At 74.5% G+C, this 17,276-nt stretch carries 17 protein-coding genes and 1 pseudogene; 7 read left to right on the forward strand and 11 right to left on the reverse strand.

What is annotated here, in order from left to right:
- Position 1 precedes the first annotated feature (1 nt).
- Positions 2–898 carry a class I SAM-dependent methyltransferase gene (locus E5083_RS14565; RefSeq protein ID WP_135786111.1) on the reverse strand — a complete coding sequence of 299 codons (897 nt, stop codon included), beginning with the start codon at positions 896–898 and terminating at the stop codon, positions 2–4.
- 177 nt (positions 899–1,075) lie between these two features.
- Here E5083_RS14565 and E5083_RS14570 point away from each other — a divergent pair, with 177 nt between their 5' ends.
- Entirely contained in the window at positions 1,076–1,831 is a 756-nt protein-coding gene (locus E5083_RS14570) for a ferritin-like domain-containing protein (protein ID WP_135786112.1), read from the forward strand.
- Here E5083_RS14570 and E5083_RS14575 read toward each other — a convergent pair.
- Positions 1,800–2,543, reverse strand: coding sequence for a class I SAM-dependent methyltransferase (locus E5083_RS14575; RefSeq protein WP_135786519.1), 744 nt, complete (start codon positions 2,541–2,543; stop codon positions 1,800–1,802). The two genes, E5083_RS14570 and E5083_RS14575, sit on opposite strands and share 32 nt — an antisense overlap.
- A 144-nt stretch (positions 2,544–2,687) precedes the next feature.
- Here E5083_RS14575 and E5083_RS14580 point away from each other — a divergent pair, with 144 nt between their 5' ends.
- The gene (locus tag E5083_RS14580) at positions 2,688–3,551 is read left to right on the forward strand and encodes a helix-turn-helix domain-containing protein (protein ID WP_135786113.1); all 864 of its coding nucleotides are present in this window, start codon (positions 2,688–2,690) and stop codon (positions 3,549–3,551) included.
- Between the two features lie 64 nt (positions 3,552–3,615).
- On the opposite strand, the gene E5083_RS14585 is transcribed toward E5083_RS14580, so the two are convergent.
- From E5083_RS14585 to E5083_RS14595, 3 genes are all read right to left on the reverse strand, one after another.
- Positions 3,616–4,041 carry an OsmC family protein gene (locus tag E5083_RS14585; protein ID WP_135786114.1) on the reverse strand — a complete coding sequence of 142 codons (426 nt, stop codon included), beginning with the start codon at positions 4,039–4,041 and terminating at the stop codon, positions 3,616–3,618.
- Positions 4,042–4,145: 104 nt separating this feature from the next.
- Positions 4,146–6,215, reverse strand: a complete 2,070-nt coding sequence (locus E5083_RS14590; RefSeq protein WP_135786115.1) for a phage holin family protein — start codon at positions 6,213–6,215, stop codon at positions 4,146–4,148.
- Between the two features lie 70 nt (positions 6,216–6,285).
- On the reverse strand, positions 6,286–6,717 hold the full coding sequence (locus tag E5083_RS14595) for a hypothetical protein (RefSeq protein WP_135786116.1): 432 nt from the start codon (positions 6,715–6,717) through the stop codon (positions 6,286–6,288).
- An 83-nt stretch (positions 6,718–6,800) separates the two neighbouring features.
- On the opposite strand from E5083_RS14595, the gene E5083_RS14600 reads away from it, so the two are divergent.
- Both E5083_RS14600 and E5083_RS14605 read left to right on the forward strand, forming a co-directional pair.
- The gene (locus E5083_RS14600; protein WP_135786520.1) at positions 6,801–7,574 is read left to right on the forward strand and encodes an MBL fold metallo-hydrolase; all 774 of its coding nucleotides are present in this window, start codon (positions 6,801–6,803) and stop codon (positions 7,572–7,574) included.
- Positions 7,571–8,215, forward strand: coding sequence for a DedA family protein (locus E5083_RS14605; RefSeq protein ID WP_244317502.1), 645 nt, complete (start codon positions 7,571–7,573; stop codon positions 8,213–8,215). The genes E5083_RS14600 and E5083_RS14605 overlap by 4 nt, the downstream gene beginning before the upstream one ends.
- Here E5083_RS14605 and E5083_RS14610 read toward each other — a convergent pair.
- The 4 genes and pseudogenes from E5083_RS14610 to E5083_RS14625 form a co-directional block, all read right to left on the reverse strand.
- Positions 8,166–9,320, reverse strand: coding sequence for an MBL fold metallo-hydrolase (locus E5083_RS14610; RefSeq protein ID WP_135786117.1), 1,155 nt, complete (start codon positions 9,318–9,320; stop codon positions 8,166–8,168). The genes E5083_RS14605 and E5083_RS14610 overlap by 50 nt on opposite strands.
- On the reverse strand, positions 9,317–10,573 hold the full coding sequence (locus E5083_RS14615) for an aminotransferase class I/II-fold pyridoxal phosphate-dependent enzyme (protein ID WP_135786118.1): 1,257 nt from the start codon (positions 10,571–10,573) through the stop codon (positions 9,317–9,319). The genes E5083_RS14610 and E5083_RS14615 overlap by 4 nt, the downstream gene beginning before the upstream one ends.
- Before the next feature lie 186 nt (positions 10,574–10,759).
- Positions 10,760–11,230 carry a hypothetical protein gene (locus E5083_RS14620; protein WP_135786119.1) on the reverse strand — a complete coding sequence of 157 codons (471 nt, stop codon included), beginning with the start codon at positions 11,228–11,230 and terminating at the stop codon, positions 10,760–10,762.
- A 159-nt stretch (positions 11,231–11,389) separates the two neighbouring features.
- Positions 11,390–11,702: pseudogene (locus E5083_RS14625) on the reverse strand (DUF6158 family protein).
- An 87-nt stretch (positions 11,703–11,789) separates the two neighbouring features.
- On the opposite strand from E5083_RS14625, the gene E5083_RS14630 reads away from it, so the two are divergent.
- Complete coding sequence (locus E5083_RS14630) at positions 11,790–13,286, forward strand: bifunctional phosphatase PAP2/diacylglycerol kinase family protein (RefSeq protein WP_135786121.1); 1,497 nt, start codon at positions 11,790–11,792, stop codon at positions 13,284–13,286.
- Positions 13,287–13,352: 66 nt separating this feature from the next.
- Positions 13,353–14,174 carry a methyltransferase domain-containing protein gene (locus tag E5083_RS14635; RefSeq protein WP_135786122.1) on the forward strand — a complete coding sequence of 274 codons (822 nt, stop codon included), beginning with the start codon at positions 13,353–13,355 and terminating at the stop codon, positions 14,172–14,174.
- A 53-nt stretch (positions 14,175–14,227) separates the two neighbouring features.
- Here E5083_RS14635 and E5083_RS14640 read toward each other — a convergent pair whose 3' ends face one another.
- Complete coding sequence (locus E5083_RS14640) at positions 14,228–16,162, reverse strand: transketolase (protein WP_279632482.1); 1,935 nt, start codon at positions 16,160–16,162, stop codon at positions 14,228–14,230.
- Positions 16,163–16,331: 169 nt separating this feature from the next.
- On the opposite strand from E5083_RS14640, the gene E5083_RS14645 reads away from it, so the two are divergent.
- Complete coding sequence (locus tag E5083_RS14645) at positions 16,332–16,682, forward strand: VOC family protein (protein WP_135786124.1); 351 nt, start codon at positions 16,332–16,334, stop codon at positions 16,680–16,682.
- A gap of 21 nt (positions 16,683–16,703) precedes the next feature.
- On the opposite strand, the gene E5083_RS14650 is transcribed toward E5083_RS14645, so the two are convergent.
- Positions 16,704–17,249 carry a GNAT family N-acetyltransferase gene (locus E5083_RS14650; RefSeq protein ID WP_135786125.1) on the reverse strand — a complete coding sequence of 182 codons (546 nt, stop codon included), beginning with the start codon at positions 17,247–17,249 and terminating at the stop codon, positions 16,704–16,706.
- Between the last annotated feature and the right edge of the window lie 27 nt (positions 17,250–17,276).

Consider the following 17,276-nt stretch of genomic DNA (forward strand, 5'->3'; position numbering starts at 1 on the left):
TTCAGCGGGGGCGTACGGCCGTGTAGACGGTGTACGCGTCCAGCACGAACAGGTCGGACCGGTGGTACACGCTCTCCGGGTCGGCGCGGTCGAGGAGGCGGTCCAGGGTGGCGCGGTCGTCGGCGTCCAGGGCGTCACCGAGGCCGTCGCGCAGCCGGGTGAAGTAGGCGGCGGCGTAGTCGCGGGCGGCCTCGTCGGCGGGGGCGGGCAGGTCCAGCAGGAAGGTCCGGGTGCGGGTGGGCTTCAGGCCGGCCGAGGTGAGCAGGGCGGGCCAGTCCTCGGGCTCGGCGACCGCGCCGGGCAGCTCGGCGCGCATCCGGCTGAACCACTCCTCCTCGGCCGCGTTGAGCCGGGACTGCAGGCCGGGGCGGCCGATGCCGATGTCGCGGGGCAGGTAGCGGGCGGGGAGTCCGCCTTCGAGGAGGGCCAGCGTGCCGCCGGGGGCGAGCCGCTCCGCGAACGCGGCGAGGCCGGCCCGCTGGTCCCCGAGGTGGTGCAGGCTGCGGCTGGCCCACAGCAGGTCGGCCGGGAACTCCAACTCGTCGAGGGCGTCCGGGAGTTCGCCGGTGACGGTGGAGAAGCGGCCGTCCACGCCGAGGCGGGCGGCGCGGCCCCGGGCGCGCTCCAGCAGGGGTCCGCTGCCGTCGACGGCGGTGACCCGGGCGCCGGGGAACTCCTCGGCGAACAGGCAGGCGACGACGCCGGGGCCGCTGCCCGCGTCCACGATCAGGCCCGGCTCGGGGGTCTCCTCGGCGAGCCAGGCCATCGCCTCGCGGTACAGGGGGGCGAGCAGCTCGGCCTGGGACTCCAGCACCGGGCCCATCTCGGCCCAGTCGATGTCGGTGTGGTGGTGTGCGTGTCCGTGCCCGGCGGGTGCGTGGTGGTGGTCGTGCGCCATGCTGGTCAGCCTCTCTTCCCCGGCTCTGTTCCGGCTGCGCCCAGCGTGCGACGGGGCGGTGTCCGACGGCAAGAACTGTTGCCGTTATGGCAAGCCTCTGGCGAGGCGGAACGGTTCGGCACTGATCGGCGTCCTGGGTCAGCAAGGCGCGAGGGCCGTGCCGGAGGGAGGCTCGGGGTGAGCGGTTTCGGGCAGTGGGCGGACGGTTTCGAGGCGGAGCGGGTACGGAGGGCCGCGCGGGCCGACCCGGACTGGACGCGTGCCGCGCGCCTTGACCCGGCGGTGTGGGCGAGCGTCCAGCGCTTCCAGACCGGGGAGGACGGCGACGGCGCGAACCTCACCGCCAAGGCCGACGAGGCGGGAGACCCCCAATACGCCCGGGCGGTACGGCTGTTCATCGCCGAGGAGCAGAACCACGCCCGTCTCCTCGCCCTGCTGCTGACGGCGGGCGGCATGCCGGTGCTGTCCGGGCACTGGACCGACACCGCGTTCGTCCGGGTACGCCGGCTGATGGGCCTGCGCCTGGAGCTGCTGGTGCTGATGGTCGCGGAGGTGGTGGCCCTGCGCTACTACCGCGCCCTGCGCGACGGCAGCGGCGACGCCCTCACCTCGGAGGTGGCGGCCCGCATCCTCGCGGACGAGGAGCGCCACATACCGTTCCACTGTGCCCGCCTGCACGACTCGGTGGCCGAACTGCCGCGGGCGCTACGGCGCCCGCTGCTGTCCCTGTGGCGCGGACTGCTGGCCGGGGCCTGCCTGATCGTGATCGCCGACCACGGCCGCGCCCTGCGCGCACTGGGCGTACGCCGGTCCCGTTTCCTGGCCGACGTACTGGTGTCGTCCCGCCCCATGGTGGCCGCGATCCTGAACCGACGCCCGGATGTGTGGCCGGACACCACCCCTACCCGGACCGCCGATAGGCGTGCAGGGTGAAGACGGGGTCCGCGCGGGGCCGGTCCTGGTCGGGCAGTCGGGCCAACCGGGCTGCGAACTCCTCGGTACGAGGCTCACCGGGCGGCAGCAGCGTGAACCACCCGCGCCGGAGATCCGTGATCGTCCGCCGCGGACTACGCCCCTGCCCAACCCCGGTGAACCGAGCCCGACCGATCCTGACCATCCCGGCCTCGGCGGCATAAGCATCCACCTTGGCCGGGTCGTCGGCGGCAGCCCGCCGCGGACGCGGCCCGAGCACAGCATCGATGTCGCTCCCGACATCATGCGCCTTCGCCTTGTCGACGGTGGTCACATAGGTCCCACCCGCCCGCAACACCCGCGCAGACTCCCCGAGCACGGCCCGCAGATCGGCCGGATCGTCCAGCAGATGCAACAGCCACACACTGGTGACCACGTCGAACACCCCGTCGGGAAACGGCAGTCGCCGACTGTCCCCCCGCACCACAGCCCCAGGCACCCGCACGGCAGCCTTTTCGACCATGGCAGGCGTGAGATCCACCCCGGTCACCCGAAACCCGGGCCGCGCCCCCACCATCCACCGCGTAACGATCCCCGTACCGCACCCATTGTCCAGCAGACGCCCCTGCCGCTCCCCGACCAACCCGAACACGGCATCGGCAGCGGCCCGAGCACGGGGCTCACCACCACGGAGATCGTCGTAGGACTCGGCTTCCTTGTCGTAGTCGAGCACAGATTCCATGTGCCCGCCGACACCGTCCCTACCCACCCCGACTCGGCCAACTCCCGTCCCCAGGTGGCTGATTGATCCCCCCTGTGCGCGGAACCCGCGCGTGGCACACTTCCCGCATGGTTCGGTGGGTGGGGAGGGTCGGGTGTGAGTGAGCGGCGGGCCGCGCCCACGGTGGGGCAGGTGGTGCTGGGGCGGCGGTTGCAGGAGTTGCGGGAGTCGGCCGGGCTGAGCCGGGACGAGGCGGCTCGGGTGCTGCGGGTGGCCTCGGCGACCGTGCGGCGGATGGAGACGGCCGAGGTCGCGCTGAAGATCCCGTATGTGCAGGCGTTGCTGGCCGCGTACGGGGTGGGTGAGGAGGAGGCCGCCGCGTTCGTGCGGCTGGCCGAGGAGGCCAACCAGCCGGACTGGTGGCAGCGCTTCCACGACGTGCTGCCGGACTGGTTCAGCCTGTACGTCAGCCTGGAGGGCGCCGCCCGCCTGATCCGCTCCTACGAGCCCCACTTCATCCCCGGCCTGCTCCAGACCGAGGCGTACGCGCGGGCGGTGCTGGAGGCCGGGACCATCGGGCAGCACGGCGCGGAGACGGTGGAGCGGCATGTGGCGCTGCGCCTGGAGCGGCAGCGGCTGCTGGAGCGGGAGGACGCCCCGCATCTGTGGTTCGTGATGGACGAGACGGTGCTGCGGCGCCCGGTGAGCACGCGGTCCGAGGTGATGCGCGACCAGTTGGACCGGCTGCTGGAGTACGCGGACCGGGACGGGATCACCCTGCAGCTCGCGGAGTTCGCGGCGGGCCCGCATCCGGGGACGTACGCCCCCTTCACCCTGTTCCGGTTCGCCGAACGGGAGCTGCCGGACATGGTGTTCACCGAGTACCTGACCGGCGCGCTCTACCTCGACTCGCGCGAGGAGGTGGCCGCGCATCTGGAGGTGCTGGACCACATGACGGCGCGGGCGGCCTCCGCGCAGCGCACCCAGAAGCTGCTGCGGGAGTTCCGCGAGAGCCTGTGACCGGTGCCGCGCCCGTAGAGCCGAGGACGCGGCACCGGAGGCCCGCAAGAGCAGGCGACAGGCTTCAGGCCAGCTCGGCCGTGAGGCTGATCTCGGTGCCGGTCAGGGCCTGGCTGACCGGGCAGTTCTTCTTGGCGTCCTCGGCTGCCGCCTGGAAGCCCTCCGCGTCCAGGCCGGGGACCTCGCCGCGCACGGTGAGGTGGATGCCGGTGATGCCCTCGCCGGGCTGGAAGGTGACGTCGGCCTTGGTCTCCAACCGGGTGGGCGGAGTGCCGGCGCCGGTCAGGCCGTGCGACAGGGCCATGGAGAAGCAGCTCGAGTGCGCGGCGGCGATCAGCTCCTCGGGGCTGGTGCGGCCGTTCGCCTGCTCGGCGCGCGACGGCCACGACACCGGCTGGGAGCCGATGCCGGAGGAGTCGAAGCTGACGGTGCCGCTGCCCGACAGCAGTTCGCCTTCCCAGACCGTGTGTGCGGTGCGCGTGGTAGCCACGGTGGTTCCTTTCGCGGGTGTTTGCGTGTTCCGGGTCCTGGTGCCCCCGTACCCCCATCCGATCACATCCCGGGTCGTCACACCGTCAGGACCCGTCCGCGGGGTCAGGCCGCGCGGGGCTCGCGGTCGGCGTCGAGCGGCACCTCGGGACCGTTCAACTCGCCGAGCCAGCGGCGCAGTACGCCGTGCACGCGCTCGGCGCCGGTCAGCGCCTCGCCGTCCTCCTCGGCCACCGAGAGGGTGAGCGGGGAGAGCAGGAACGGGCGGGACTGGGCGCCGCCGAGGCCGCCGTGGGAGCCGATCTGCTCCTCGAAGGCGTGGATCTGCCCGGTGGCCGGGTCGTGCCAGGAGTTGACCATGATGTCGGCGGTGTGCGGGAAGGCGTGCGTCCGGCGTACGGCGTCGATGGCGCCGGGGCCGAAGCGGGCCAGCGGTCCCGGCCGTTCGTCCAGCTCGGCCAGCGGGATCTCGGTGCCGCAGGGGCCGAGGATCACCCCGTCGTGCTCGGCGCTGCGGACCAGCAGGAAGCCGATGCCGGGGTGGTTGGCGAGGGTGGGGAGCAGCGCCGGGTGGCGGGCGTCGATCTCCTCCTTGGTCATCCGGTGCGGGACGTCCGGGAAGGAGACCAGGCCGAGGTTGCCGGAGGCGAGTACGACGGGCTCCGAGCCATCCTCCCTGGCCGCGGAAACGCCGTCGTCCCTGCCCAGGGCGGCGCGTACGGCGGCGCGGGCCTCGGCGCCGCTCGGGGTGCGCCCCGCGCCGCGCGGCACGGGGAGTCCGCTGCCGGCGCGGACGAGGTCGGCGAGGGTGAGGCCGTAGCGGGACCGGAAGGTTTCGCCGGGGCTCTGCCCGTGGTCGGAGAGGACGACCAGGCGGTAGGGGCGCGGGGCGTGCTCGGCGGCCTTCTCGATCAGGGCGAGGGAGCGGTCGAGGCGCTTGAGGACCTGGCGGGCGTCGCGGCTGTCGGGTCCGGAGTGGTGGGCGACCTCGTCGTAGGCGACCAGGTCGGCGTACACGGCGGTGCGGCCGGCGAGCAGGTCGCCCATCACGGCGGCGACGACCACGTCCCGTTCGACGACGGTGGCGAAGGCGCGGACGAACGGGTAGAGCCCGCCCCGGCCCACGCGCGGGTGCGCTCCGGCGAACCGGGCGCGGGTGGACTGGCCGATCTCGCGGCCGATCTCGGCGAAGAAGGACAGGGCGGTGCGCACCGCGTTGGCCGGGTCGGAGAAGTAGGCGAAGTACCCGGCGCGGGAACGGTTCTCCCGGGCCCGGCGGCGGGTGGCGATGGAGAGCACGAGGGCCTGCTCCCCGGCGCCGCCGCTGAACAGGTTGCCCCGGCTGGCGCCGTCGACGGCGAGGAGTCCGGCCTCGCCGGTGCGGGCCATGGCGCGGCGCTGCAACTCGGCGGCGGAGGTGGGCCGGTTGCAGACCATGACCTCGCCACGGTCCTTCTCGTACCAGCGGAAGGCGGGGACGTCCCAGGTGCTGCCGTGCAGGATGCCGAGCTGGCTGGCGCCGGTCTGGCTGGACCAGTCGGTGCGCCAGGCGGTGAGCCGGTGGGTGGGCGGGAGGATGCCGTCGGTGGCCAGCCAGCGGGCGACGGTGGGCATCAGGCCGTCGCGGACGGCGGCGGTGAGCACGTCGTGGCCGACGCCGTCGAGCTGGACGCAGACCAGGCCGGGGGTGCTCGCGCAGGGCAGGGTGGCTCTTCGGCGCCGGTCGGCCAGCCGCAGCAGCCGGCGCCGGTAGGCATCGTCGTCGCGTACGGCGAGCGCGCCCCCGGTCGCGGAGGCGACGGCGGACATCACGGCGGCGACGATGACGGCGGTCTCGGGCGCCACCTCGCCCCGCCCGGACGGGTTGACGCGCAGGGCGAGCAGCAGCAGGGAGCCGTTGAGGAAGAAGACCAGCAGGCCGAGGAAGAGCGCGGGCACCAGCAGCAGCATCCGTACCAGCACCGGCCAGACGAGCGCCGACAGCAGACCGAACGCCCCCGCGCCGCAGGCGGCGGTGACGGCGATCCGGGTGGCGCTGTCACCGTCGGGCGACTGGAGCCGGAAGTCGGGGAGGAGTCCGGCGAGCAGGAGCATCGTGAGCGTGGACACCGCCCACACCGTGACGCTCCGGCCGATCTGACCGGCAACCCGTCGCCACCTCAACGCCCCGCGCACCTCACGTCCCGGCCCGCCCCGTGGGGCCTGTCCCCCACCTTGTCATACCGGCCGGAGGCGTCGGGACGGCTTATTTCCCGTCGTACCCGGCCGTGGGCATCGACAGCCGCCGGTGCACGCGCGCCTTCATCCGGGCGTCGTACGCGGGTTCGGCGCTGCCGACGGTCTCCACGCGGACCCCGCGCCGGGCGCACTCGGCGGTGAACTCCTCCACCGAGGACAGCGCGCGTTCCAGCACGCGCCGGCTGGGGGCGACGAAGACGTCCACGCCGGGGCGTACGCCGTCCCACAGGGCGCCGTGGTCGAAGCGCAGGCCGCCGACGAGGAGTTCGCGGGTGACCACGAGGCCCTGCTCGGCGGCCCAGCGGGCGCACATGGCGTGCTGGCTGCGGGAGTCGACCAGGAAGGGGTCGGCCTCCAGCTCCTCCAGCGGGGTCAGGCTGGCGATGGCGGTGATCCGTACCGTCGCAAGCGCGGCCGAGGCACCCCGTAACGGTCCCATGGCGTCCCCTCACCTCCGGGTTTCGCCGCCGACCCTACCGCTGCCCGTAGGCTTCGGGGGAGTCGCGCGCGGAGGTGAGGGTAGTGCCGGTGGAGGTCACCTGGTGGGGTCACGCCACCTGCACGATCGAGGACTCGGACACCCGGGTGCTCACCGATCCCCTGTTCGCCTCCCGGCTGGCGCATCTGCGCCGCCGCCGGGGCGCCCCGCCGCCCGCCGGTGCCCGCCGTGCGCACGCGGTGCTCATCTCGCATCTGCACGCCGACCATCTGCATCTGCCGTCGCTGGCGCAACTGGCGCCGGGCACGCGGGTACTGGTGCCGCGGGGCGCGCCGCGCGCGGTGCCCGGACTGCGCCGGCTGCGGGGGCTGGACCTCACCGAGGTGGTGCCCGGCGACGAGGTACGGCTCGGGGAGCTGCGGGTACGGGTGGTGCCCGCGCTGCACGACGGACGGCGGCTGCCGTTCGGCCCGCACCGCGCGCCCGCGCTGGGCTATGTCGTGGAGGGCGAGGCGCGCACCTACTTCGCCGGGGACACCGCGCTGTTCGACGCGATGGCCGAGGAGGTCGGCCCGGTGGACGTGGCGCTGCTGCCGGTGGGCGGCTGGGGGCCGTACCTCGGCGAGGGGCATCTGGACGCGGGCCGGGCGGCGCGTGCGCTGGCCCGGCTGGCGCCGGGCTGGGCGGTGCCGGTGCACTACGGCACGTACTGGCCGATCGGCATGGACGCGGTGCGCCCGCACGAATTCCACGCGCCGGGCGAGGAGTTCGTACGCCTCGCGGCCGAGGCGGCGCCGAAGGTGACCGTGCACCGGCTGGGGCACGGCGAGGGCGTACGGCTGGAGGTCGCCCGGTGAGATGTCTGGGGGGCGCGGCGCTGCTGGCCGCCGCCGCGACGACGGGTGCGCCGCTGGAGTCGACGGGCCTGGCGTACGGCTATCCGTCGCTGTTCCTGCTGGTGCTGGTGGGGGCGCTGATACCCGTGGTGCCGACGGGGGCGCTGGTCAGTTCGGCGACGGTGGTGGCGCTGCACCGGACGGCACCGTTCTCGCTGGCGCTGGTCTTCGTGACGGCGTCGCTGGCGGCCTTCCTGGGGGACGCGGCGCTGTACTGGCTGGGGCGGCGCGGTCTGGGCTCGCAGAGCGGGTCGCGCTGGCTGGAGGCGCTCAGGTCGCGGGCGCCGGAGGAGCGGCTGAACCAGGCGCGGGAGAAGCTCGCCGAGCACGGGGTGTCGGTGCTGGTGCTGTCCCGGCTGATACCCGCCGGCCGGATTCCGGTGATGCTGGCGTGCCTGCTGGCGGAGTGGCCGCTGCGGCGCTTCGCGCGGGGCAACCTGCCGGCGTGCCTGGCGTGGGCGCTGACGTACCAGGTGATCGGCGTGCTCGGGGGTTCGCTGTTCGCCCGGCCGTGGGAGGGGGTGCTGGCGGTGGTACTGCTGACCGTGCTGGTCAGCGCGGCTCCGGGGCTGGTGCGCCGGGTACGGGGCGAGGAGCGGTAGTACGCGGGTCCGGTTCCAGGACGCGGGAGGCGCCGATGGGGAGGTCCCACAGGTCGGTCCGGGCGAGGCCCGCCTTCTCCCAGGCCGCGCGGACGCGGGTGAGGGGCTCCATGACGGGCTCGGCGGAGAGCACGAACGTTCCCCAGTGCATGGGCGCCATCCGGCGGGCGCCGAGATCGAGGGTGGCCCGTACGGCCTCCTCCGGGTCGCAGTGGACGTCGCTGAGCCACCAGCGCGGGTCGTAGGCGCCGATGGGCATCAGGGCGAGGTCGATGCCGGGGTAGCGGCGGCCTATCCGCCCGAACCAGTGGCCGTAGCCGGTGTCGCCCGCGAAGTAGAGGCGCTGCCCGTCCGTCGCGGTCATCACCCAGCCGCCCCACAGGCTGTGACAGGTGTCGGTCAGCGTGCGCTTGGACCAGTGGTGCGCGGGCACGAAGTCGAAGCGCACACCGGAGAGTTGGGCGCCCTCCCACCAGTCCAGCTCGGTGACGCGGGTGAACCTCCGGCGGCGGAACCAGCGTCCGAGCCCGGCGGGGACGAACACCGGTGTGTCGCGCGGGAGTCGGCCCAGGGTGGGGGCGTCCAGGTGGTCGTAGTGGTTGTGGCTGATCACCACCGCGTCGACGGGCGGCAGGCTCTCCCAGGGGACGCCGACCGGGGTGACGCGGGCCGGAGTGCCGAGGATGCGGCGCGACCACACCGGGTCGGTGAGCACGGTCAGTCCGCCGATCCGCACCACCCAACTGGCGTGCCCCGCCCAGGTGACGGCGAGGGCGTCGGCCCCGACGCGGGGCAACGGGCCGGGTTCGTACGGGAGTCGGGGAATGTCGACGAGCCCCTCGGGTTCGGGGCGTACGGCGCCCTCGCGGGCGAAGCGGGCCATGGCACGCCAGCCGGGCAGCGGGGCGGTGAGCCGGTCGTGGAACGTCCGCGGCCACACCCGGTGTTCGCCCAGCGGGCGGGGTTCGGCCAGCGGCGGCGACGCGGGCGCGAGCGGGGCGCGGACGACCACCTCGGGTGCCGCGTCCACCGGCGCGGGGGCGTCCGGCGCGGGTGTGGTGGCCGTCGTGACGGTGGACCCGGACTCATGCGTCTGCTGCGTCATCGAGGAGGCTCCCATCGCGCGGTGTCGTCACGGAGTTCGTCCAGGACCGACCTGAGGGTGAGCAACGCGTCCCGTGTGTACGGCAGTTCCGTCGGGTCGGGCGCGGCGAGCGCGGCCTCGCGGTCCTCGTCGGTGCCGCCCAGCAGCGAGGCGGTGGACAGCCGTACGCGCAGGGCGCCGAGGTCGTCGCCGAAGCGGTGGCCGCCGGGCGCGGGCATGCCGAGCCGGGCGGTGAGGAAGTCCTCCAGTTCCTGCGCGTCCCGCACGCCCCGCGCGGCGAGGGGTTCGCGCAGCGGGCCGAGGTCGGCGTAGAGGTGGCGCCCGGCCTGCGGGGGCGGGGCGAGCGCGCCGCCCGTGAGGACCGTGCGGTGCGCGGCGGCGGCCAGCTTGGCGTGCAGGGCGGTGGTGGCCTCGCGGCGGGCGGTGACCGGCTCGGGTTCGTCCAGCGCGTACCGGGCGGCGGCCGCGACGGGGGCGGCGAGGCGGGCGCCGAGCGCGGTGAGCACGTCCAGCACGCGGGCGTGGGCGTCCTCCCCGGCCCCGGTGTCCGGGAAGCGGGCGACGGCGGCGGGCCAGCCGGCCGGGAGCAGCGATCCGGCGAGGTCGGCGACGACGGTGACGTGGTCGGGCAGTATCCCGGCCGGGCTGACCAGGACCGTGTCGCGGGGATCGTGCAGGGTGTCCCGCCAGGTCTCGTCGCTGATCACGTGCAGCCCCTCGGCGGCGGCCGCCTCCACGGTCTCGTGCAGCAGCTCGGGCAGGGCGACGGCGGCGGTGGGGTCGTCCGCGACGGACAGCACCAGCAGCTTGGGGTCGCCGCCCTCGGCACGGACCCGGCGGACGGTCTCCAGCAGCGCGTACGGGTCGGGTATGCCGCCGCTGTCGGCCGGGGTCGGCACCGGGAAGAGCCGTCGGCCGAGCAGCCGGGTGACGGGCGCCCACCAAGCGGCGCGCGGGCGGGGCGCCAGGAGGTCGCCGTGGTCTCCGGCGAGCGCGGCGGTCAGCGCGAGCAGCAGCGGGGGCGCGCCGGGGGCGAGGGTGACGTGGTCGGGGGTGCAGGGCAGTGAGCGGCGGGTCCAGTAGCCGCAGGCGGCCTCCAGCAGGGCCGGGTCGCCGCCGGCGGGCTGGGCTTCGCCGTGGTGTTCGGCGGCGGCGAGGCGGGCGGCGAGTTCCGGGAGGACGGGCAGGCCGTCGGCGGGGAACGGGGGGCCGTAGCGGACCGGGCCGTGGCCCTCGGGTTCCCTCCGCCGCATCTCCGCCTCCGCACGGTCCGTGTGCCGAATCCCCTGTGACCCCGCTCGCCCGGCTGTCCCGTGCCGTGTGGCGGGTGCGCAGGGTGCCTGCTGGTGGTGCCCTCGGGAAGGTGTGTACCCGCCGGACGGCCCGGCATGGCTCGTGTCCGGCGTCGTCCCGGTCACAGCGGCCTCCGGTGCCCGCCGTCAGCGCCCGGCCGGGCGCCTGCGGCCGTACAGCCGGTACCCGGCTCCGGCGGCCGCCGCGGCGATCAGCGCGCCGCCCGCGGCGAGGGCGGGCACGGAGTCGGAGAAGGTGCCGCCGGCCCCGGCCTGCACGCCGTGCTCCAGGGTGGGCGGGTCGTCCTTCCCGGGGCCGGAGTCCCAGTCCTGGCCTTCCTCGTCCTCGTCGTCCCAGGCCGCATCGTCATCGCCCTGGCCGGTCTTGCCCGTCTTTCCGGCCGAGCCCTCCGCGCAGTCCTTCGGGCCGCCGGGCGCCGCGCTGAGGTACGGCGCGCCGGGCAGCGGGGCGTCGTACGACTTGCCGGGCGACTTGGGCGCGGAGGCGGCGGGGTCCTCGCAGGGGGCGCCGGACTCGGCGGACGCGGGGCCGGCTATGACGAGCGTGGCGCCGGCCAGGGCGGCGGCGGTGGACAGGGCGCGTACGGTGCGGCGCATGGGGCGGGCTCCTCGGCGGTACGGCGGTCGGGGCACGCGTTTTGTGCCCTCGTTGCCATCAGAGCCCCCTCGGCGCCGCCCCGCCCGCCGCCGGACCCCATTCGCGGGACACGGACGACACCCAACGGGTGACACCGGCCCCCGAAACCGCTTCCGAGGTCACTCGCCGGGCTCCCCGCAGCCCCGTTCGCGGGCGCCCTCGCGGGTGCGGCCCGCGCTGACCAGGCGGCGCGGATTGCGGCGCAGGTACTCGCCCTCCAACTGGGCCATGCGTTCGTTGTGGGCGCGCAGGGCGTCGTTCGAGCCGTACAGCAGGGTGTCGTGGCGTGTGCGGTGGATCGTCTCCAGCTCTTTCATGAGCTGCTGGTCGTCCAGTCGGCTGGGGTCGACTCCGGTCATGGTGGTGCCCCCGCTCGTCGTGTCCGCGGTCCTGAGGGCCACTGGTCCCGAGTCCACTGGTCCTGAGGTCCACTGTACGAAGATCCCGCTCCCCCGGCCTCCGCGCGCGGTACCCCGGTGGCGGCACAAGAAAGGCGCGCTTCGGGGTAGGGGGTCGAACATGAGCGCAGATGTCGACCTCACCGCTGTCCCGGCCACCGGCCGCAACGTCCTGCGCCGGCTGCTGGCGGCCGACGCCCGGCTCTTCGAGGTGGCCGCCCGGCGGAACTGGCCCGGCGCGCAGAAGGTGCTGCCCCGCCTGAGCCGCAGCGCCAACCACGGCGTGCTGTGGTTCGCGGCGGCCGGTGCCATCGCCGCGACCCGCACCCCGAGGGCGCGCCGGGCTGCGGTGCGAGGGCTGGCCTCGCTGAGCCTGGCCTCGCTGACCGTCAACACCCTCGGCAAGCGGTCGGTGCGCCGCACCCGGCCGGTGCTGGACTCGGTGCCGCTGTCCCGGCAGCTCAAGCGGCAGCCCATCACCACCTCCTTCCCGTCCGGCCACTCCGCGTCGGCCGCCGCCTTCGCGGCCGGGGTCGCGCTGGAGTCCCCGGCGTGGGGCGCGGCGGTGGCGCCGGTGGCGTTCTCGGTGGCGACCTCGCGGGTGTACACCGGCGCGCACTTCCCGAGCGACGTGCTGGCCGGTGCGGCGCTCGGGGTCGGGGCCGCGTTCGTGGTGCGGAAGCTGGTGCCGACGCGGGCGGCGGCCCGCCCGGTGGCCCGGCCGCGCGCGGACGCCCCGGCCCTGCCGGACGGCGAGGGCCTGGTGATGGTCGCCAACCGCGCCTCGGGCACCGCGGACCGGGTGCGCGCGCTGCACGACGCGCTGCCGCTGGCGGAGATCGTGGAGTGCGAGCCGGAGGAGGTCCGGGCCGAGCTGGACAAGGCGGCGGCGCGGGCACGGGTCCTCGGGGTGTGCGGCGGCGACGGCACGGTGAACGCGGGCGCGGAGGTCGCCCTGCTGCACGGCCTGCCGCTTGCGGTACTGCCCGGCGGCACCCTGAACCACTTCGCGTACGACCTCGGGGTGGAGGACGCGGCCGGTCTTGCCGCCGCCGTCCGCGCGGGCGAGGCGGTGCAGGTGGACGTCGGCAAGTTCACCGCCGACGACCGCTCCAGCGTCTTCCTGAACACCCTGAGCCTGGGCGTCTACCCGGAGCTGGTGCGCGAGCGCGAGCACTGGTCGCCCCGGATCGGCGGCTGGGCGGCCGGGGTGCTGGGCGCGGTGAAGGTGCTGCGCAAGGACCGGCATCCGCTGGTGGTCGAGGCGGCCGGCAAGCGGCACCCGCTGTGGATGCTGTTCATCGGCAACGGCGTCTACCGCCGCAGCGGCCTGGGCGCCGGACGCCGTACGGAGCTGTCGGACGGCCCGCTGGACGTGCGGGTGGTGCACGGCAACGGCTGGCCGACGCTGCGGCTGCTGGCGGCCGCCGTGGCGGGCCCGCTCAGCCGGTCCCAGGGCCACGCGGCGGTCCAGCTCGGCCGGCTGCGCCTGTCGGGCCTCGCGCCGGGCACCCCGCTGGCGTACGACGGCGAGGTCACCTCGGTGTCCGGCACGGTGACGGTGGAGAAGCTGCCGGAGATCCTCACGGCGTACAGCCCGCGCCCTAACGTGGTCTGACGACCCGTCAGTCCATATCGCGAAACAGCGGTCTCAGCATCCGGTTCGCGGGCGTACCGTGCTGTCATGCCGGAGACACACGAGACCGCCGTCTACACCCATGGGCACCACGAGTCGGTGCTGCGTTCGCACACCTGGCGCACGGCCGCCAACTCGGCCGCGTACCTGCTCGGTTCGCTCGAACCGGGCATGCGCGTCCTCGACATCGGCTGCGGCCCCGGCACCATCACCGCCGACCTCGCCGCGCTGGTCCCCGACGGCCGGGTGACCGGCGCCGACCGCGCCCCCGGCATCCTGGAGCAGGCCCGCGCCACCGCCGAGGAGCGGGGGCTGGCCAACGTGGACTTCGAGGTGGCCGACGTGCACGCCCTGGACCACCCGGACGGCACCTTCGACGTGGTCCACGCCCATCAGGTGCTCCAGCACGTGGGCGACCCGGTGGGCGCGCTGCGCGAGATGGTCCGGGTGACCCGGCCCGGCGGGCTGATCGCGGTGCGCGACGCGGACTACGCGGCCATGACCTGGTACCCGGCCGTGCCCGGCCTGGACGACTGGCTGGACCTGTACCGGCGCGTCGCGCGGGCCAACGGCGGCGAACCGGACGCCGGCCGGCGGCTGCGGAGCTGGGCGCTGGCGGCGGGGCTGAGCGACATCACCGCCACGTCCGGCACCTGGACGTACGCCACCCCCGAGGAGCGCGCCTGGTGGAGCGGTCTGTGGGCGGACCGTACGCTCGCCTCCGCCTACGCCGGCCGCGCGGTGGAGGGCGGCCACGCCACGCCCGAGGAGCTGCGGGCGGTGTCCGACGCGTGGCGGGAGTGGGGGCGGCGGGAGGACGGCTGGTTCGCGGTCCTGCACGGCGAGATCCTGTGCCGCAAGCCGGCCTGAACACACCACGGCGGGCGCCGCATCAGCGACGCCCGCCACAGCGGAGACCCGGCTCAGCTCACCACGGCCTCGCCCACCAGCAGCCGCGCGGTCGCCGCGATGTTCGCGGCGTCGATGCCGGCCGCGTGCAACTGCTCGTCCGGCGCGGCGGAACCCGGCATGATCCGGACCGCGAGGCGGACCAGGCGCGGTACGGGACGCCCGTCGGTGAAGGCTTCCACGACCGCGTCGCCGATGCCGCCCTCCTCGTGGTGGTCCTCGACCGTGACCAGACAGCCGGTGTCGTCGGCGGCCCGGCGCAGCGTCTCCACGTCGACGGGCTTGACCGAGTACAGGTCGATGACCCGGACCTTGATGCCCTCCTCCGCGAGCTTGTCGGCGGCCTTGAGCGCCTCCTGCACGGTGACCCCGGCCGCGACGACGGTGAGCCGGTCCTCCTCGCTGGAGCGCAGCACCTTGCTGCCGCCGATGGGGAACTCCTCGTCGGCGTCGTAGATGACCGGGCTCTCGCCGCGCGAGGTACGCAGGTAGCGGATGCCGTCCAGGTCGGCCATGGACGCGACCAGACGGGCGGTCTGGTTGGCGTCGCAGGGGTAGAGCACGGTGGAGCCGTACACGGACCGGAACATCGCCAGGTCCTCCACGCCCATCTGGGACGGGCCGTCCTGCCCGATGGCCACGCCCGCGTGCGAGCCGACCAGGTTGATCGAGGCGTCGCTGATGGACGCCATGCGCACGAAATCGTAGGCGCGGCTGAAGAAGGCCGCGAAGGTGGACGCGTACGGCACCCAGCCGCGTGCCGACATGCCGACCGCCGAGGCGACCATCTGCTGCTCGGCGATGAAGGACTCGAAGAAGCGCTCGGGGTGCTCCTCGGCGAAGACGCCGGTGCGGGTGGAGTCGCCGACCTCGCCGTCCAGGGCGACGACGTCGCCGCGCGCGGTGCCGAGCGCGGCCAGCGCCTTGCCGAAGGCGTCGCGGGTGGCGACTTCCTCGCCCTTGTCGAAGCGGGGCAGGCTGAGCGGCTCGTGGGCGAGCTTCTCCGGGGTAGCGGCGGGCGGCTCGCTGACGTGGACGTGGATGTCGCGGGGGCCGCCCAGCTCCTCGATGGCCTCCTTGGCGTCGGGCAGCGGCTTGCCGTGCTTGCCCTCCTGGTCCTCCACGGCGGCGACGCCCTTGCCCTTGAGGGTGCGGGCGATGATCGCGGTGGGGCGGTCCTTGGTGGACTCGGCCTCGCTGTAGGCGCGGTCGATGGCGGCGACGTCGTGGCCGTCGATCTCGACGGTGTGCCAGCCGAACGCCTGGAAGCGGCGGGCGTAGGCGTCCAGGTCGTGGCCGTGCCGGGTCTGGCCGCGCTGGCCGAGCCGGTTGACGTCCACGATGACGGTGAGGTTGTCCAGCTTGTCGTACGCGGCGGCCTCGGCGGCCTCCCAGACCGAGCCCTCGGCCATCTCGCTGTCGCCGCACACCACCCAGACGCGGTAGGCGGAGTGGTCCAGCCGCTTGCCCGCCTGGGCGATGCCGACGCCGACCGGGAAGCCCTGGCCGAGGGAGCCGGTGGCCGTCTCCACCCAGGGCAGCCGGCGCGGGGTCGGGTGGCCCTCCAGGCGGCTGCCGAGCTTGCGGAAGGTGAGCAGTTCGGCGTCGTCGATGGCACCGGCCGCCTTGAAGACCGAGTACATCAGCGGGGACGCGTGTCCCTTGGAGAGGATGAAGCGGTCGTTGGCCGGGTGGTCGGGGCGTTCGAAGTCGTAGCGCAGATGGTTGGCGAGCAGCACGGCCATCAGGTCGGCGGCGGACATCGAGGAGGTGGGGTGTCCGGATGCCGCGGCGTCCGCGGCGCGGACGCTGTCCACCCGCAACTGCTGCCCGAGTTCGGCGAGTTCGTCGTTGTTCATGGGTCTCCTTTCCGCGGGTCCGAGGCGACTCGGACGGTCCTCGGCAAACCGGGCGGGCTGCCCGGCCCCCGAGAAGCCCCGGCCCGTCACGGTGTGTGACCGGCCGCGGGCGCCCCGGTGGTGCGGTTCGTCCGAGGTCTTCCGCGTAACCGGGGTTACGGCACGCAAACCCCCTTCACGTCACCCGGCCGCCGCGCACGCCCCTCGATGCGCGGGGACGGCCTGTGCGCACCCGGCCGCCCCAACTAGGCTCCTGGGCATGGAGATTCTTGGCGCCACACTGCGCATCTGCGTCGACGACCTCGAGACCTCGGTCCCGTTCTACGAGCGGCTGGCGGGCGGTACGGCCCTGCGCTTCGAGCGCGGCGGGGTGAAGGTCGCCGCGATCGGGTCGTTCCTGCTGATGAGCGGGCCGGAGGCGGAGCTGGAGGTGCTGCGCAAGGTGACGGCGACGATCGCCGTGAAGGACGTCGAGGAGGCGCACCGGCTGCTCGCGGACCTGGGCGCGCAGATCATCGCGGGTCCGGTGCCGACGCCGGTGGGCCGGAACCTGCTGGTGATGCACCCGGACGGCACGGTCTTCGAGTACGCCGACCAGTCGGGGGCCTGAGCGGGGGCACGGGGCTGGGCTTCAGCCGCGCATCTCCGTCGTGAGCGCCCAGCGCTCGTGGTCGCGCCACTCCCCGTCGACCTGGATCATGGCGGGCGAGAAGCCCTCCAGCCGGAACCCGGCGCCGCGCGCGAGCGCGATGGAGGCGGTGTTGCCGGGCTGCACGTTGATCTCCAGCCGGTGCAGCCCGAGCGGCCCGAAGGCGTACCCGATCACCAGCTCGAGCCCCTCCCGCATCAGCCCCCGCCCGGCCGCGTGCGCGAACGCCCCGTACCCGAGCGCCCCGCACTGGAAGCCGCCCCGGACGATGTTGTTGATGTTGATGAACCCGGCGATGTCCCCGCTGTCCCGCTCGCACACCAGGAACCCGGCCCGCCCCGCGTCCCCGAGCAGCCGCCCGGCGTAGGTGGCGTACGCCTCGTCGCTGTCCGGCACCACCAGCCACGGTCGGTGCAGGTCCTTGCTCTCCCTGGCCCGCGCGGTGAACTCACCTGCGTCCTCCATCCGGAACCGGCGGACGGCCACCCGGGGGCCCTGGGCGAGGTAGTGGAGTGCGGTGTGCGGCATCCGGCCAGCCTACGCCCGCCTCCTGGC

The sequence above is a fragment of the Streptomyces bauhiniae genome, assembly GCF_004784475.1.
Lineage (GTDB): Bacteria > Actinomycetota > Actinomycetes > Streptomycetales > Streptomycetaceae > Streptomyces > Streptomyces seoulensis.

Bases quoted from the DNA above. Each gene is read 5' to 3' on its own strand.
- E5083_RS14630 (WP_135786121.1), top strand. From the start codon at position 11,790: ATGAGCGCAGATGTCGACCTCACCGCTGTCCCGGCCACCGGCCGCAAC.
- E5083_RS14610 (WP_135786117.1), bottom strand. From the start codon at position 9,320: ATGACGCAGCAGACGCATGAGTCCGGGTCCACCGTCACGACGGCCACC.
- E5083_RS14615 (WP_135786118.1), bottom strand. From the start codon at position 10,573: ATGCGGCGGAGGGAACCCGAGGGCCACGGCCCGGTCCGCTACGGCCCC.
- E5083_RS14635 (WP_135786122.1), top strand. From the start codon at position 13,353: ATGCCGGAGACACACGAGACCGCCGTCTACACCCATGGGCACCACGAG.
- E5083_RS14565 (WP_135786111.1), bottom strand. From the start codon at position 898: ATGGCGCACGACCACCACCACGCACCCGCCGGGCACGGACACGCACAC.
- E5083_RS14645 (WP_135786124.1), top strand. From the start codon at position 16,332: ATGGAGATTCTTGGCGCCACACTGCGCATCTGCGTCGACGACCTCGAG.
- E5083_RS14650 (WP_135786125.1), bottom strand. From the start codon at position 17,249: ATGCCGCACACCGCACTCCACTACCTCGCCCAGGGCCCCCGGGTGGCC.
- E5083_RS14620 (WP_135786119.1), bottom strand. From the start codon at position 11,230: ATGCGCCGCACCGTACGCGCCCTGTCCACCGCCGCCGCCCTGGCCGGC.
- E5083_RS14595 (WP_135786116.1), bottom strand. From the start codon at position 6,717: ATGGGACCGTTACGGGGTGCCTCGGCCGCGCTTGCGACGGTACGGATC.